Below are 15,105 nucleotides of genomic sequence, written 5' to 3' on the forward strand. Positions count from 1 at the left end.
GGTGCCGGGGTAGTGATGCGGGTTGATTTGGGTGAGCACGATGGCCTCGAAGGCCTGCCGCGTTTTCAAATGGCGGTGCAGCAGGTTCGGCGTCTCGGGCGACTGATGTATGTGAGCGGTGGGGTGGGCGCGTTCGGGCTGCTGCTGGCGCTGTCCATCGATCTGTTTTCCCCTGGTTCATTGTGGATGGCCGTGCTGGGCAATGCGTCGGCGGCGCTGATACTGCTCGCTGCGGGCCTGCAGTCGGCCAGGCACGTCGCGATGTGGCGTGCCCGCGCGTTGGCTGCACCTGTTGCCGCAGACTCTCCCGCGACGGCGCAAGCGCTCGATGAAACCGGCTGGTATGAGCGCCTGCTTACCCGGCTGAGCGATTCGGGCGAGTCACTGGTTCGGCACATCGGCAGCTCGACCCTGTGGCTTGCCGGGTGGGCAGTGCTGGCGTTGATCGTCATCCGCGCCTTCTGGAACCTGACGTTGTCTGGCTCCGACCTTTCCACTTCAGGCAATCTGGCGGGCAGTATTCTGTTGCTGTTGGCGTTCGGGCTATTGGTCATCGAGCGGCAACTGAGCAGCGAGCCCGAAGGCCAGTCGCCAGAGGCCGGGGCGCTGGCGCAGCTGGTGCGCATGACGCTTATCGTTCTGCTGGTCGGCGCGTTGTGCCTGTTCTTCTCCAGCGCTGATCGCGTCTGGCCTGCACGGCTGGCTGTGTTGATCGGCCTGCTGCCATTGGGTGTGGCGCTTGAATTTCTGTTGCGGGCTGTGTTGTCGGTGTTCAGCCCGCGCACTCCGCGTCTCGAGCCGCGCCTGCTGGCCGCCAGTTTTATCGCTGACCTGCTGCGCTGGCCACCGCGCCCGTTGCTCGCCTTGCAGCATGAGCTGCACAACCGCTTCGGCATTGATCTGCGCCAGATCTGGGCCTTTACCTACATGCGCCGCGCCTTTTTGCCGGTGCTGGCGGTGGTGGTGGCGCTGGGGTGGGCGCTGAGCGGCGTGCATGAAATTCCGATGCAGGGGCGAGGCATTTACGAGCGGTTCGGCAAGCCGGTCGAGGTCTTCGGACCGGGTCTGCATGTCGGTTTGCCTTGGCCGTTCGGCCGGGTCCTGGCGGTTGAAAACGGTGTGGTTCATGAGCTGGCGACCAGTGTTTCTGCGGCCGACGCGGCCGAGCAGACGCTGGACCCGGCCGAAGGCCCGCCGCCGGGCAGCGCCAACCGGCTATGGGATGCCAGCCATATCAACGAAAAATCCCAGGTCATTGCCAGCAGTGCCGGCGACAAGCAGAGCTTTCAGATCGTCAATATGGATGTGCGGTTCGTCTACCGCATCGGCCTGACAGATGCCGCGGCGATGGCCTCGACCTATAACAGCGCCGATATTCCTTCTCTGATCCGCAGCACGGCCAGCCGCGTGCTGGTGCATGACTTTGCCTCGCGCACGCTGGACGAGCTGCTCGGCGAACAGCGCAGCGGGCTGGCCGATGACATCGGCAAAGCCGTGCAGGCTGACTTGCAGCGTCTGGACAGCGGCGTTGAACTGCTCGCCACGGTGGTCGAAGCCATCCATCCGCCAGCAGGTGCCGCCAATGCCTATCATGCCGTGCAGGCTGCGCAGATCGGCGCACAGGCGCTGATCTCCCGCGAACGCGGTGCGGCCAGTGACAAGGCCAACCAGGCGCAACTCAATGCCAGCGTTGCCCGAGATCAGGCCAGCGCTGCAGCCCGTGAAGTTCTGGCCACAGCGCAAGGCGCGGACCTGCGCTTCAGTGCCGAGCGCCAGGCCTATGCCAAGGCAGGGCAGGCATTTTTGCTGGAACAATACCTGGCGCAACTGACCGAAGGCCTGGGCAATGCCAAGCTGCTGATACTCGACCACCGTCTGGGCGGCGACAACGCGCCGACCATCGACCTGCGTACCTTCACCCCACCGGCAGACCCAACGGCGCCGCGTAAAGCCGTTCAGTAAGGAGTCGTCCCTTGAGTCTGTTTCATCATCATCACGATCACGCCGACCACGATAGCCATGACAGTCACGGTCATGGCGGCCACGGCCATCATCACCATCATCATGGCGCGACCGGTCCGGCAGCGTTCCCTTGGCGACGGGCAAGCCTGGCGGCGGTGCTGATCGCCTTCGCGATTGCGGCGGCGAGCCTGGTGCAGGTGCGCTCGGGTGAAGCGACCGTCGTCACCCGCTTCGGCAATCCTTCCCGCGTTCTGCTCGACCCGGGCCTTAACTGGCGCTGGCCCGCACCGTTCGAAGCGACCATTCCGGTGGATCTGCGCCTGCGTACCACATCCAGCGGTTTGCAGGATGTCGGCACCCGTGACGGCTTGCGCATCATCGTTCAGGCCTATGTGGCGTGGCAGGTACAGGGCGATGCCGACAACGTGCAGCGCTTCATGCGCGCGGTACAGAACCAGCCCGACGAAGCAGCCCGGCAGATCCGCACCTTTGTCGGCTCGGCGCTGGAAACCACCGCGAGCAGTTTCGACCTGTCCAGCCTGGTGAACACCGACGCCAACAAGGTGAATATCACCGCGTTCGAAAATCAGTTGCGCCAGCAGATCGATCAGCAACTGCTGGCGACCTATGGCGTTCGTGTTCTGCAGGTAGGCGTCGAACGACTGACCTTGCCGTCGGTGACGCTCAACGCCACCGTGGATCGCATGCGCGCCGAGCGCGAGACCATCGCCACCGAGCGGACCGCCGTGGGCAAGCGTGAAGCGGCGCAGATTCGTTCGGCAGCGGAGCGTGACGCGCGCATTGTAGAGGCAGATGCCACGGTCAAGGCGGCCGATATCGAAGCGCAATCCCGGGTTGAAGCCGCGCAGATCTATGGCCGCGCCTATGCGGGTTCGCCGCAGCTCTACAACCTGCTGCGCTCGCTGGACACGCTGGGCACCATCGTGACGCCGGGTACTCGCCTGATACTGCGCACCGACGCCGCGCCATTCCGCGTGCTGGTAGATGGCCCGCCAACGCTGGACGGCAAGAGCGGAACGCAGCCATGAGCCAACCGGTCGACGAGCCCGTAACGCAACAACCGCCTGCCAATAGCCCATGGTTGCAGGCGAGCCGACTGGCGTTCATCGGGCTGTATGGCGTGACCCTGCTGGCTGCGCTTGCCTGGGCGACGTCCAACGTGCGCCAGATCGATCCGCAGAACCGTGCCGTGGTCATGCGCTTCGGCGCGCTCGAGCGGGTGCAGAACGCAGGATTGCTGACCGCCTGGCCGCAGCCGTTCGAGCAGGTAGTGCTGCTGCCCTCGGCTGATCGGGTGATCGAGCGACGGGTGGAAACCTTGCTGCGTTCGCCAGCGGCACTGAAAGCCGATGAAATCGCGACCCTGTCGGCGCCGATGAGCGATGCTCTGGCTGGTTCCGGTTTTCTGCTGACCGGTGATGCCGGTGTGGTGCAGCTGGACGTCACCGTGTTCTACAAAGTGACTGACCCCAACGCCTTCGTATTGCAGGGCGATCATGTATTGCCCGCACTGGACCGGCTGGTCAATCGCAGCGCCGTGGCGCTGACTGCAGCGCGAGACCTGGACACCATTCTGGTTGCCCGCCCCGAGCTCATCGGCGCTGACAGCCAGGCAGCAGAGCGCCGTGAGCGGCTGCGCGGCGACCTGGTGCGCGGTATCAATCAACGCCTGACTGAACTCAACGCGACCGGGATGGGCATTGGCGTCGAAGTCGCTCGGGTGGATGTGCAGTCGAGTCTGCCGACGTCGGCGGTCAATGCTTTCAATGCCGTGCTGACGGCCAGTCAGCAGGCCGACCAGGCCGTGGCCAACGCACGTACGGATGCAGAAAAACTGACCCAGACCGCTAATCAATACGCTGACCGGACCCTGCAAGTGGCGCACGCACAGGCTTCCGAGCGCCTGGCCAAGGCACAGGCAGCCACCGCGACCGTCGTCAGCCTGACGCAATCTGCCGAGAACCGCAGCGATCCTGGCCTCATGCAGCGCCTTTACCGTGAACGTGTGCCGGGCATTCTGCATCAGGCAGGTTCGGTCACCACCGTCGATCCCAAAGACGATTCCCGCCTGATTATTCAGGGAGCACCGCAATGAGTGGCGAAGCCGTTCACACCCATCACGCCATCAAACCGCAAGCGGATGGCAGTCTGCTGAGCAACGCAGAGCAGCGTAGCGCAGCCCGGCAATTGACCCTCGCGATGCTGGCGCTGGGCCTGTTGGCATTGGGTCTGGTCTGGCGTTTTTTCGCTCCGGAACAGGCAGGTGTCAGCCAATTGCTGTTGGGTGCTGCCTCGCTGCTGGTGGCGATACCTGTGATCAGCGCCGGTTGGCACAGCCTGCGGCATCCAAGCCTGCATGGCATCACCGATCAGTTGATCGCGCTGGCGATGCTCGGTGCCTGGGCCACTGGCGATCTGATGACCGCCGCCTTGCTGCCGATCATCATGATCTTTGGCCATGTGCTGGAAGAGCGCAGCGTGATCGGCTCGCAGGAAGCCATCGAAGCGCTGGGTCGTCTGACCCGCAGCCAGGCACGTTTGCTGGGGCCTGATGGCAATATTCGCGAGGTCGACAACGCAACGCTCAAGGCTGGCGATCAGGTTGAAGTGCGTGCGGGTGACCGGGTCCCGGCGGATGGTCGGGTTCTTTCCGGGCAGGCCAGTCTGGACACTTCATCAATTACCGGCGAGTCGGTGCCACTGGAAGCCAGTATCGGCATCGAAGTGTTTGGTGGGGCGATCAACCTAGACGGGCTGCTGCGTATCGAAGTGACCCGCATCGGCGATGAGTCCACGCTGGGCAAGGTCATCGCGCTGATGCAGAGCGCGGAGCGTTCCAAGCCGCCGATCACACGCCTGCTGGAACGCTACGCAGGCAGCTACATGGTGCTGGTTTTGCTGATCGCGGCGCTGACTTGGTTTATTACTCAGGATGCTCAGGCGATGCTGGCGGTGCTGGTGGCTGCCTGTCCCTGCGCACTGGTGCTTTCGGCTCCGGCCACGGCTATTGCCGGTATCGCAGTCGCCGCGCGGCACGGCATTTTGATCCGCAGTTCGGCGTTTCTCGAAGAACTGGCTGACCTGAACTCACTGGTTGTGGATAAAACCGGCACCCTGACCTATGGCCGACTGCGCTTGCAGTCGGTGCAGGCTGAAGGGCCGCAGCATCCGCAATTGCTCGAACTGGCGGCCAGCCTGGGGTCGGCCAGCAGTCACCCGGTCAGCCGTGCATTGGCCGGGCTTGTGGATAACACTCGGCTGTTGCCGTTGCTGGACACCCGTGAGCGGCAGGGACTGGGTGTGGTGGCGTCCACCGGGCAGGGTGAGGCAGCGCTGGGTCGTCCGGAATTGTTCGAGCAGTTGGGCATTGTCACCCCCGGCGTACCTGCACATGACGGCCCGCTGGCCGGGTTGTCGCTGGATGGCGTTTTCCTGGCCTGGCTGCTGCTGGCCGACAGCGTCAAGCCTGAAGCGCAGGCTGCGCTGTTTGAATTACGTGAACTGGGCATGGGACGGCAGTTGCTGTTGACCGGCGACCGACAAAGTGTGGCCGACAACCTGGCACACGATATTGGCATAGCAGACGTCCAGGCGCAGGCATTGCCGGAGGACAAACTGAACCGTGTCATGGGCGAGATCGCCAGTGGCTTCCGGCCGATGGTGGTCGGCGACGGGGTCAACGATTCGCTGGCTCTAAAAGCAGGCGTGGTCGGCGTCGCGATGGGGGCGGGCGGGGCGGACATTGCCCTGGCTTCCGCCGATATCGTGCTGATCGGCAGCGATCTGCGTCGTCTGGGCACCTGTGTGCGGCTCAGCCGTCAGTGCCGTCAGACCTTACAGGTCAACGTAATCATCGGACTGGGCTGGACGCTGGCCATCGTTGCGCTGGCCGCCTTTGGTCTGCTCGGCGCTGCCGGCGCGATGGTCGCAGCTATCCTGCACAATCTGAGCACCTTGTTGGTGTTGGGCAATGCTGGACGTCTGCTGCGCTTTCAGGAGCCATTGCTGAAGCTCTAGGCATTTGGTGAACGACAAGGCTCAGGCTAGCGGCGCTGATCAGCGCTTTAAAACGGCTTGAGCTTTGACGAATTCTGTTACAAATTAAGCGCTGTGTTTCAGTGCGTGATCCAAATTCAGGCTGTCTTTCGGCTCGAATCAGTGGGTACAGGGCTGTTCCCCGAAGTTGATTCATTGCAGTTTTGCCGTCGCCAATAGCCTTTGCGGGCCCTTTTGCGGGGCCCTTGCTGGATTACTCTTTTTGAGTTTCTGGATAAGGGGGTGATTTTGAATGCTTACACAACTTCCAACGACCTTGCAGAACCTTCATCTGCCGTTACGGCTGAAGCTCTGGGACGGCCATCAGATGGACCTGGGGCCTGCGCCCAGCGTCACGATAGTGGTCAAGGACCCGCAACTGGTCTCCGATTTCAACCACCCCAGCCTGGGCTTGCTCGGCAGTGCCTTCGTAGAGGGGCGGCTGGAGCTGGAAGGTTCGATCAGCGAAGTTGTCCGGGTTTGCGATGAACTGACTCATGCCCTTGTGGATGATGACGACAGCACCGACAACCCGATCCGCGTCCAGCATGACAAGGACACTGACGCCGCGTCGATTGCCTACCATTACGACGTATCCAACGACTTCTACCAGCTCTGGCTCGACAAAGAGATGGTCTACTCCTGCGCGTACTTCAAGACCGGTGACGAATCGCTCGAGCAGGCGCAGCAGGATAAATTCCACCACCTGTGCCGCAAGTTACGGCTCAAGCCAGGTGAGTATCTGCTGGACGTGGGGTGCGGCTGGGGCGGACTGGCGCGGTTTGCCGCTCGCGAATATGGCGCGAAGGTTTTCGGCATCACGCTCAGCGAGCAACAACTGACGCTGGCCCGTCAACGAGTGCAGGCCGAGGGCTTGCAGGACAAGGTCGACCTGCAACTGCTCGACTACCGCGACCTGCCGCAGGATGCGCGCTTCGACAAGGTGGTCAGCGTCGGTATGTTCGAGCACGTAGGGCACGCTAACTTGCCGTTGTATGCGCAATGCCTGTTCGGTGCGGTGAAGGAGGGCGGCCTGGTCATGAATCACGGGATCACCGCGCGGCATACTGATGGGCGTCCTGTCGGGCGCGGTGCCGGGGAGTTCATCGACCGCTATGTATTCCCCAACGGCGAGCTGCCGCACGTGGCCATGATCAGCGCCCATATCAGTGAAGCCGGGCTGGAAATAGTCGACGTGGAAAGCCTGCGCCCGCACTACGCCAGAACGCTGGAACACTGGAGCGCGCGGCTTGAATCAAGGCTCGGCGAAGCCGCCCGTATCGTGCCCGAACATACCCTGCGCATCTGGCGTCTGTACCTGGCGGGCTGCGCCTATGGATTCGCCAAGGGCTGGATCAACCTGCACCAGATACTCGCCGTGAAGCCCTTTGCCGATGGCAAGACCGGGTTGCCGCTGACGCGGGAGGATATTTATGGATGAGCTTTAGTTACGAATATCGAGGCCGGGATACTCTGAGAGTCTTAAGTGTCTTAAGTGTCTTGAGCACGCAAGGCGGCGTTCGTGCTCGGCAGGCCGATTAGCAGAGGGTTACGATGCGCTCGAATATGTCTTTCATGGGGCCATAGTTCACGTTGACGCCATCAATATTGGCCCTTACCCATTCCTCCTGACTGACGGTTGCCCAATCGAGCTCATAGCCTGCAGACAAGGCAAGGTGCTCAAAGAGAATGCGCTGAACCCTGCCGTTGCCTTCGCGGAAGGGGTGAATCATATTGAGTTCACAGTAATACTCTGCCAAGCCTCCGCAAAAATCGTCTTTGTCCAATGCGCCCAGCCAGTTTTTCTTCTGAAGACTGGCAAAAATTTTAGCCGCCTCCACCTCAATTCGTGCGCAGGTACAAAAGCGAGTTCCACCTTTTGAAATATCGACACTTCTGATGTTTCCGGCCCACTCATAGAGGTCGGAAAAGAGTAGGTGATGCAGCTGTTTTAAATTGTCGAGACTGTAAGGAGGTGCGACGTACTGGACGCGATTAACGGTAACGGCAGTGATGTCTCGCTCTGCTGCTTCAAGGTCATCCATGTCTTGAATGTTCAGCTTGTTTTTCAGTACCGATGAGCCGGGATAGCAATAGTGGTCATGAGAAGCATCGTATCTGTCCATTGATCATCTTCTGTGCTTGGCCAGTATCATCTCCAAAGACGTTTTCTCGTCGGTGAAGGGTATGTGGATTCCTTCCAGTTTCGAACTGCTAATGAAATTTCTATGTTTGTTCTCTTCAAAACGCTCATGCGGGTCGACCGTACGACCGAGAACATACAGTGAGCATGTTTGTATCAGCCGGTCGAGCTCTGCTTGATTGTGTGCCGTTATTTGAAAACCCAGGCTTTTTGAGAGTTTGCGTTTGGCTTCTCTGAAGGTGTTTTCATGGGCGGCCATGTGGACGGAGGTCTTACTCGCCAAGAGCGCGGTTTTCAGAACATTCAGTTTCGAGAATAACGCTACCCAGCCATTGACCCCGAGCTTCAACATCAGCTGAGTTTCGATGCCTCTCTTCACTTCAATAAATGTTCCTAGCTTTTGCAGGTCGTCTATTCGATCAGCCTGTAACACCTGCTGCAGTGACGCCTTCATCTTGAGCCTCGTAAAATCCATCAATGCGCGTGGTTATCAAAATTCTAGTGAAAACTCATGGGTTATCCAATGTTTGAGGTGCAACAATGTAGTACACCTTAATCTTCACAGAATCGGCGAAATCAGCCGCGCCACGCGCATACCCAGTTGATGCAGGCGCCGCGTTTCGTGGCTTTCCTGCACGGATATTTCGCGGGCGAGGTTGAAGTCGGCAGTGAGCATGGATTCCACCTGGCTGGAGAAGTCGCTGTCGACCGTCAGTAGCATCAGTTCGAAGTTGAGACGGAACGAGCGGTTGTCGAGGTTTGCGCTGCCTATGGCAGTGATGTCGTTGTCGACCAGCACGACCTTCTGGTGCAGGAAGCCTGGTTCGTAACGGAATACCCGCACGCCGGCACGCACGGCATCGAAGGCGTACAGGCTGGAGGCGGCATAGACCACATAATGATCAGGCCGTGAGGGCAGCAGCAGGCGCACATCCACCCCGCGCAGTACCGCCAGGGTCAGCGCAGCGGTCACGGCTTCGTCAGGTATGAAGTAAGGGCTGGTGATCCATACGCGCTCTTCGGCAGCGTGGATGGCTTCGACGAAGAACAGCGAGCAGGTTTCCTGCGCATCGGCCGGGCCACTGGTCAGCAACTGGCAGAGCACACCATCCTCGGGAAACTCATCAGGCAGGCTCAATGGTGGCAGCTCGCGGGTGGCCCAGAACCAGTCTTCGGCGAACGACTCCTGCAGGCAGGCGACCACCGGGCCGATGACTTCTACATGGGTGTCGCGCCAGGGAGCCAGCGGCGGCTTCAGCCCCATGTATTCGTCACCCACGTTATGCCCGCCCATGTAGCCTTTCAGGCCATCGACGACGACGATCTTGCGGTGGTTGCGGAAGTTGATCTGAAAGCGATTCAACCAGCCGCCACGTGTGGCAAAGGCTTTTATCTGCACGCCACCGTCGCGCAATTTGTCGATGTAGGCCCCCGGCAGTGCGTGGCTACCGATCCGGTCATAAAGGACAAAGATGCCTACGCCCTCGGCGGCTTTTTCCAGCAGCAGTGTTTGCAGTTGGCGACCGAGGTTGTCGTCATGAATGATGAAGAACTGAATCAGGATTGTCTTTTTCGCCTCACGGATGGCTTTGAAGATCGCTCCGAAGGTTTCCTCACCATTAATCAATAACCTGACTTTGTTGTTGGCCAGTGCAGGCATGTTTCCCAACTTGGGCATGGCGCGCAACGCCGCATAGGCATCCGAGCGACGTGCTGCCACAGCTTCCTCGATCCACGGCCGCCAGTTGAGGCTGCCAATCGCAATGCGCATTTCCTGGTTGGCCTGGCGACGCGCCTTGATGTACGCGTCGAACGAGCTTCTGCCGAACACCAGATAAGGCAGCAGGGTGAAATACGGAATGAACAGCAGCGGCATCGCCCAGGCAATCGCACCTTGAGAGGTACGCACCGTCAGCAGCGCGTGAATAGCGGCGCATGTGCCCAGCAAATGAATGAAGCCGAGGACATAACCGAAAAAGTACGGGTCGTGATAATCCATGTGGAACAATGCTCCTCGTCTTTGCTGCCTAACAGACCACAGCTGAACGGGAATGTCGCTATTTTATTACCCATGCAACTGGGCGACGCCTGTGCCGTCTAAGGCTTATCTTCCGGCTGGATGATTCCGGCCCCGTTTACATCTGCAATCGCCCATCAGGAATCTTGAAATGAATAAACGCATATTGGCCTGGATGTTTTGCCTGGCAACCCCCCTGGCTCAAGCGCAGATGCTGCAACCCGGCTTGTGGGAACTGACGTCGAGCAATATGAAGGTGGACGGACAGCAATTGCCGGACATGCAATTGATGCTGGGGCAATTGCAGAATCTGCCGCCTGAGCAGCGCGCCATGATGGAACAGATGATGAAGAAGCAGGGCGTGTCGCTCGGCGGCAAGGGCGTGAGAGCCTGCCTGACACAGGCTCAGGTACAGTCTGATAACATCCCGCTGACTGATCCGGCTTCCGGGTGCACGCAAAAAATCACCGCGCGAAATGGCAAGACCTGGAACTTTCAGTTTAGCTGCCCGAAAGCTCAGGGCACCGGGCAGGCGCAGTTCCTTAGTGATCGTGAGTTCACCACAAATGTGGTGGGTACTTTCAATGCCACTGGTCAGCAACAGAATGGCAGCATGGACACTCGCGCTGTATGGCTGGGGCCACAGTGCGGCAATGTCGCCCCGCGTACCTGATCAAATTCAGAGGGTTATGTTCCACGTGGAACACTCTGTCTGAAGGCGGTGATTTTTTGTCACGTTGGCGGGGCGCCAGATGACGGAATCTTCATGAAGGGCTTCATGTTTCGTCCGTAACTGCATGTTATATTGTTACTAATGATGTGGATGAACCCTTCGTGAGCCGGGATGCTCAATTTGCTCTTTGAGATGTTCCATGCACCGACGCCAAGTGTTGCTCAACATGCTGCTGGCCAGCGCGGCCCTGACGTTGCCGTTGGGTGCGTATGCCACACAGATTCGTAACGCCCGCCTGTGGCGTACCAACGACAAGCTGCGACTGGTCCTCGACCTGAGCGGCCCGGTGCAATACAAAACCTTCACGCTTACCGCCCCCGACCGCCTGATCATCGATGTCAGCGGTTCGCGGCTCACCGGCGACTTCAGCCAGCTGGCGCTGGACCGTACCGTTATCAAGTCCATTCGCTCCGGGCACTACGGCCAGGGTGACGACACGCGCATCGTGCTGGACCTGACCGTGCCAGTGCAACTCAATAGTTTTCTGCTCGGCCCGGAAGGTGGGCAGGGACACCGGTTGGTGCTGGACATGAGTTCCACGGCCCATGCGCCCGTGCAGATGGCTGAGCTGCCGCCACCGGTGCCCGTCCCGATCCAGACCAACAAGGCGCACACCGGACGCGACATCATGGTGGTGGTCGATGCCGGTCATGGCGGCAAGGATCCGGGCGCTGTAGGTTCTCGGGGTGAACGCGAAAAAGATGTGGTGCTTTCCATCGCGCAGTTGCTGGCCAAACGCCTGAAGCGCGAGAAGGGTTTCGACGTGCGTCTGGTGCGCAACGATGACTTCTTCGTACCACTGCGCAAGCGCGTCGAGTTCGCGCACAAGTCCAACGCCGACATGTTCATCTCCGTACATGCCGACGCAGCGCCTCGTCTGACGGCCTCTGGTGCTTCGGTGTTTGCCCTTTCCGAAGGCGGTGCAACCTCGGCAACGGCGCGTTTCATGGCGCAGCGGGAAAACGGTGCCGATTTGTTGGGTGCCTCGTCGCTGCTCAACCTCAAGGACAAGGACCCGATGCTCGCCGGGGTCATTCTCGACATGTCGATGAACGCTACCATTGCAGCCAGCCTGCAACTGGGCCACACCGTTCTCGGCAGTCTCGAAGGCATTACCACGTTGCATCAGAAGCGTGTCGAGCAGGCCGGGTTCGCCGTGCTCAAGTCACCGGACGTACCGTCGATTCTGGTCGAAACCGGGTTTATCTCCAACAGTCGAGACAGTCAGCGTCTGGTCACAGCGCGCCATCAGCAGGCCGTTGCAGACGGCTTGTTCGATGGCCTGCAGCGCTATTTCCAGCGCAACCCGCCAGTGGATTCGCACATGGCCTGGCTGCAAGCGCAGAAGCAGGAACAGCAGGTCTGAGCAGGTCTGAGCAGGTCAACGGCAGCCGTTCAGCCGGCTGCAGGTGATCTTGCTACGCGTACCGCTTGAGCTGGACACCCGCGTGATTGTTGTCCAGCCCACGCGCTGGACAGTGCCTACCCAGGCTTCGCCATTGGAAGCCAGCCCGGTAAAAAACGTCAGCTGACCATAGCGACTGTTGGTCTGCGTCCAGCGGCGCTTATCGAGTACCTCGTAACCCTTCAACCAGGTCGTCGATCCGGCGGTGGTCACGCTGTAGCTATTGCCTTGGGCATCGCTGCACGCCAGCACCGTCGCGCTACGCGTACAGGTGGCGAGGTCGGCAGAAGGCCTGGGTGGTGCTGCCATCAAGTGCGCGCTGATCAACATCGCCACCAAACCTGTTGAAACCCGTCTCATGAAGATCCCTTCACCAACGCCGTAGCTATTATGTGTTGTTATACTATAACATCTCAGTGTGATTAGAGCCGGCTGCCTGAGGGATTCGTTGCAGCCGACATGAACAAGGTTCAAGCCTTGCAGCTGCCTGGAGAATCCTGATGGCAAATCTTCTACCCGTTACCGTTCTGTCCGGTTTTCTAGGGGCCGGTAAAAGCACTTTACTCAATTATGTGCTGCGCAATCGTGAAAACCTGCGGGTTGCCGTAATAGTCAACGATATGAGTGAGATCAATATCGACGGCAGCGAAGTTCAGCGCGATGTCAGCCTGAACCGTGCGGAAGAAAAGTTGATCGAGATGAGCAATGGCTGTATCTGCTGCACCTTGCGCGAGGACTTGCTCGAAGAGGTCAGTCGTCTTGCTCAGGACGGTCGTTTTGACTATTTATTGATCGAATCCACTGGAATCTCCGAACCACTGCCAGTGGCCGAGACCTTCACTTTTCGTGACGAAGCTGGCAAAAGCCTGATGGATCTGGCGCGTCTGGACACCATGGTCACCGTCGTCGATGGCGTGAATTTTCTGCTCGACTACGAAGCGGCGGACGGCTTGTCCACACGCGGTGAAAGCCTGGGTGAAGACGATGACCGCTCGATTACCGACCTGCTGATCGAGCAGATCGAATTTGCCGACGTCATCCTGCTCAGCAAGATCGACCTGATCAGCTCCAGTGAGCGTGAAGAGCTGATGGCGATCCTGAAGCGCCTCAACCCCGAAGCCGAGATTGTGCCGATGGTGATGGGCCAGGTGCCGTTGGCGACGATTCTCAACACCGGGCGTTTTGACTTCCAGCGCGCGTCTCAGGCACCGGGCTGGCTCAAGGAAATGCGCGGCGAACACACGCCGGAAACCGAAGAGTACGGCATAGCATCAACTGCCTATCGTGCCCGGCGCCCGTTCCATCCGGAGCGTTTTTTCAATTTCATCAATCGCCCGTGGACCAATGGCAAACTGCTGCGCTCCAAAGGCTTCTTCTGGCTGGCCAGCAAATACAAGGATGCAGGTAGCTGGTCGCAGGCGGGCGGCTTGATGCGCCACGGTTTTGCCGGACGCTGGTGGCGCTTCGTGAACCGTGAAAGCTGGCCAGAGGACAGAGAAAGCGTCAAATCCATTCTGGAGAACTGGTCGACTGAAACCGGTGACTGCCGTCAGGAACTGGTGTTCATCGGTCAGAACATTGATTTTGCCCTGCTGACAGCCGAACTGGACAAATGCCTGCTCACTGATACCGAGATGGCGGCGGGTGTCGAGCGCTGGCGCACGCTGGCCGATCCTTTTGGCGACTGGTACGAAGAAGAGGTGGCTGCCTGATGCTGGCCTATCGTTTGAATGACAAGAACGCCGTTCGTCAGGCACACGGCGGCACGCCTGAGGTATTGAGCGAGATCCTCCAGGATGACGTCAACCTTGCGGTCTGGCAGCGTCAGCTGCCTGCGCACATCGAAGATTTCGGTGCCTTGTTGCTGTCGATGGGCGAGCCCCTTGCCGAGTCCATGCCCCTGCAAGTAAGGGGGGGTGAAGTCGAGCCTGACCTGACCACGCTGGCTCGGGGATATTCCGATTTGCAGGGGTATCAGGGCTTCATTGCCGACGTTTCCTGGCTGGTCAGCGCTTATGCCTGTCTGCTGGGTGTCGAGTGCGTTGGCCTGCGCCTGCGGGTGCTCGATAAAGCCATGTGCCCGCGTTTCCATGTCGATCATGTGCCGGTGCGCCTCATCACCACTTACGGCGGGGTGGGCAGCCAGTGGCTGCATGAAGACGTCATGGACCGCAAACAACTCGGTCGCCTCGATGCCGAGCCCACCAATGCCGCCGACATCCAGCAGATCAACAGCGGGGAAGTGGCGTTGCTCAAGGGTGAACGCTGGCACGGTAACGAAGGCTTCGGTTTGATCCATCGCTCGCCGCAACTGCTGCGTAACGAGCGCAGGTTGATTCTGACGCTGGACTGGCTGGACTGAAGCTTTATTCAGGCGTTACCCATTGCCCCTTGCTCTGGCCTTCACAGAAGGGCTTGAGGTACAGCGCGTCACGGGCGACCCCGTAATAGTGAATGTGCTCGCGATACGGCAGATTGGCGACCTGCGCATTGCGACAGACACCGAAGGCACCTGCCGGGCACTGTTGCGAGTAGGTCGTTTCGGTCTTCTGCCCGGCCAGTTGTGGCTTGCAGAAGCTGTCGTGGAACAGGTCTGCCGGGATATTGATATTTTCCTGGCAGACTTTCACATCCAGCCTTTCGGCCTGGCTGTGGACCAGACACGCCTCGGCCCACGCCGTACCCGAACTCACCGCCAGCAGCGTCAGTGCCAGGCGGACGGGCAGCCACATCACTTGCATCATTACCCTTCCTTGCTCTTCAATGACCCACGCATTCGTCAAAAGTGA

14 protein-coding genes are annotated in these 15,105 nt (G+C 59.7%); 9 read left to right on the forward strand and 5 right to left on the reverse strand.

What is annotated here, in order from left to right; translation table 11 throughout:
• Positions 1-15: 15 nt before the first annotated feature.
• The 5 genes from hflK (RYC18_RS08600) to cfaB all read left to right on the forward strand — a co-directional run bounded on the left by hflK (RYC18_RS08600) (position 16) and on the right by cfaB (position 7,459).
• Positions 16-1,962 (forward strand): protease modulator HflK, encoded by a 1,947-nt coding sequence (hflK, locus tag RYC18_RS08600; protein ID WP_010199678.1) that lies wholly within the window; start codon positions 16-18, stop codon positions 1,960-1,962.
• An 11-nt stretch (positions 1,963-1,973) separates the two neighbouring features.
• Positions 1,974-3,011 (forward strand): protease modulator HflC, encoded by a 1,038-nt coding sequence (gene hflC, locus RYC18_RS08605; protein WP_002555935.1) that lies wholly within the window; start codon positions 1,974-1,976, stop codon positions 3,009-3,011.
• On the forward strand, positions 3,008-4,078 hold the full coding sequence (gene hflK, locus RYC18_RS08610) for a protease modulator HflK (RefSeq protein ID WP_057454194.1): 1,071 nt from the start codon (positions 3,008-3,010) through the stop codon (positions 4,076-4,078). Before hflC ends, hflK (RYC18_RS08610) begins: the two co-directional genes overlap by 4 nt.
• Positions 4,075-6,000, forward strand: a complete 1,926-nt coding sequence (locus RYC18_RS08615) for a cation-translocating P-type ATPase (RefSeq protein WP_010199680.1) — start codon at positions 4,075-4,077, stop codon at positions 5,998-6,000. Before hflK (RYC18_RS08610) ends, RYC18_RS08615 begins: the two co-directional genes overlap by 4 nt.
• 271 nt (positions 6,001-6,271) lie before the next feature.
• Positions 6,272-7,459 carry a C17 cyclopropane fatty acid synthase CfaB gene (gene cfaB / locus RYC18_RS08620; RefSeq protein WP_004659139.1) on the forward strand — a complete coding sequence of 396 codons (1,188 nt, stop codon included), beginning with the start codon at positions 6,272-6,274 and terminating at the stop codon, positions 7,457-7,459.
• A 97-nt stretch (positions 7,460-7,556) separates the two neighbouring features.
• On the opposite strand, the gene RYC18_RS08625 is transcribed toward cfaB, so the two are convergent.
• The 3 genes from RYC18_RS08625 to cls all read right to left on the reverse strand — a co-directional run bounded on the left by RYC18_RS08625 (position 7,557) and on the right by cls (position 10,160).
• On the reverse strand, positions 7,557-8,144 hold the full coding sequence (locus RYC18_RS08625) for a putative adenosine monophosphate-protein transferase Fic (RefSeq protein WP_316885225.1): 588 nt from the start codon (positions 8,142-8,144) through the stop codon (positions 7,557-7,559).
• Positions 8,145-8,147: 3 nt separating this feature from the next.
• Positions 8,148-8,615 carry a hypothetical protein gene (locus tag RYC18_RS08630; RefSeq protein WP_029241025.1) on the reverse strand — a complete coding sequence of 156 codons (468 nt, stop codon included), beginning with the start codon at positions 8,613-8,615 and terminating at the stop codon, positions 8,148-8,150.
• A 105-nt stretch (positions 8,616-8,720) separates the two neighbouring features.
• Positions 8,721-10,160 (reverse strand): cardiolipin synthase, encoded by a 1,440-nt coding sequence (gene cls / locus RYC18_RS08635; protein WP_005781422.1) that lies wholly within the window; start codon positions 10,158-10,160, stop codon positions 8,721-8,723.
• 169 nt (positions 10,161-10,329) lie between these two features.
• Between cls and RYC18_RS08640 the strand changes: the two genes are divergently transcribed.
• Together RYC18_RS08640 and RYC18_RS08645 are read left to right on the forward strand one after the other, a co-directional pair.
• A complete protein-coding gene (locus RYC18_RS08640) occupies positions 10,330-10,851 on the forward strand; it encodes a DUF3617 domain-containing protein (RefSeq protein WP_002555930.1) in 522 nt (173 codons plus the stop codon).
• A 199-nt stretch (positions 10,852-11,050) separates the two neighbouring features.
• Positions 11,051-12,277, forward strand: a complete 1,227-nt coding sequence (locus RYC18_RS08645) for an N-acetylmuramoyl-L-alanine amidase (RefSeq protein ID WP_316885231.1) — start codon at positions 11,051-11,053, stop codon at positions 12,275-12,277.
• Positions 12,278-12,292: 15 nt separating this feature from the next.
• Here the strand turns inward: RYC18_RS08645 and RYC18_RS08650 are convergent, their stop codons facing one another.
• The gene (locus RYC18_RS08650; RefSeq protein ID WP_016982157.1) at positions 12,293-12,676 is read right to left on the reverse strand and encodes a hypothetical protein; all 384 of its coding nucleotides are present in this window, start codon (positions 12,674-12,676) and stop codon (positions 12,293-12,295) included.
• 140 nt (positions 12,677-12,816) lie between these two features.
• Between RYC18_RS08650 and zigA the strand changes: the two genes are divergently transcribed.
• Positions 12,817-14,028 (forward strand): zinc metallochaperone GTPase ZigA, encoded by a 1,212-nt coding sequence (zigA, locus tag RYC18_RS08655; RefSeq protein ID WP_005781428.1) that lies wholly within the window; start codon positions 12,817-12,819, stop codon positions 14,026-14,028.
• Positions 14,028-14,678, forward strand: a complete 651-nt coding sequence (locus tag RYC18_RS08660) for a DUF1826 domain-containing protein (RefSeq protein ID WP_316885248.1) — start codon at positions 14,028-14,030, stop codon at positions 14,676-14,678. Before zigA ends, RYC18_RS08660 begins: the two co-directional genes overlap by 1 nt.
• 4 nt (positions 14,679-14,682) lie before the next feature.
• Here RYC18_RS08660 and RYC18_RS08665 read toward each other — a convergent pair whose 3' ends face one another.
• A complete protein-coding gene (locus RYC18_RS08665; protein WP_004667160.1) occupies positions 14,683-15,057 on the reverse strand; it encodes a hypothetical protein in 375 nt (124 codons plus the stop codon).
• Positions 15,058-15,105: the final 48 nt, after the last annotated feature.

It is taken from the genome of Pseudomonas syringae group sp. 247E2, from assembly GCF_032587795.1.
GTDB lineage: Bacteria > Pseudomonadota > Gammaproteobacteria > Pseudomonadales > Pseudomonadaceae > Aquipseudomonas > Aquipseudomonas amygdali.

What these genes read in the sequence shown, in the direction of transcription:
- RYC18_RS08625 (WP_316885225.1), bottom strand. Translation starts at nt 8,144, where the DNA reads ATGGACAGATACGATGCTTCTCATGACCACTATTGCTATCCCGGCTCA.
- hflK (WP_057454194.1), top strand. Translation starts at nt 3,008, where the DNA reads ATGAGCCAACCGGTCGACGAGCCCGTAACGCAACAACCGCCTGCCAAT.
- RYC18_RS08630 (WP_029241025.1), bottom strand. Translation starts at nt 8,615, where the DNA reads ATGAAGGCGTCACTGCAGCAGGTGTTACAGGCTGATCGAATAGACGAC.
- RYC18_RS08650 (WP_016982157.1), bottom strand. Translation starts at nt 12,676, where the DNA reads ATGAGACGGGTTTCAACAGGTTTGGTGGCGATGTTGATCAGCGCGCAC.
- hflK (WP_010199678.1), top strand. Translation starts at nt 16, where the DNA reads ATGCGGGTTGATTTGGGTGAGCACGATGGCCTCGAAGGCCTGCCGCGT.
- RYC18_RS08645 (WP_316885231.1), top strand. Translation starts at nt 11,051, where the DNA reads ATGCACCGACGCCAAGTGTTGCTCAACATGCTGCTGGCCAGCGCGGCC.
- RYC18_RS08615 (WP_010199680.1), top strand. Translation starts at nt 4,075, where the DNA reads ATGAGTGGCGAAGCCGTTCACACCCATCACGCCATCAAACCGCAAGCG.
- cls (WP_005781422.1), bottom strand. Translation starts at nt 10,160, where the DNA reads ATGGATTATCACGACCCGTACTTTTTCGGTTATGTCCTCGGCTTCATT.
- RYC18_RS08640 (WP_002555930.1), top strand. Translation starts at nt 10,330, where the DNA reads ATGAATAAACGCATATTGGCCTGGATGTTTTGCCTGGCAACCCCCCTG.
- cfaB (WP_004659139.1), top strand. Translation starts at nt 6,272, where the DNA reads ATGCTTACACAACTTCCAACGACCTTGCAGAACCTTCATCTGCCGTTA.
- RYC18_RS08660 (WP_316885248.1), top strand. Translation starts at nt 14,028, where the DNA reads ATGCTGGCCTATCGTTTGAATGACAAGAACGCCGTTCGTCAGGCACAC.
- zigA (WP_005781428.1), top strand. Translation starts at nt 12,817, where the DNA reads ATGGCAAATCTTCTACCCGTTACCGTTCTGTCCGGTTTTCTAGGGGCC.
- RYC18_RS08665 (WP_004667160.1), bottom strand. Translation starts at nt 15,057, where the DNA reads ATGCAAGTGATGTGGCTGCCCGTCCGCCTGGCACTGACGCTGCTGGCG.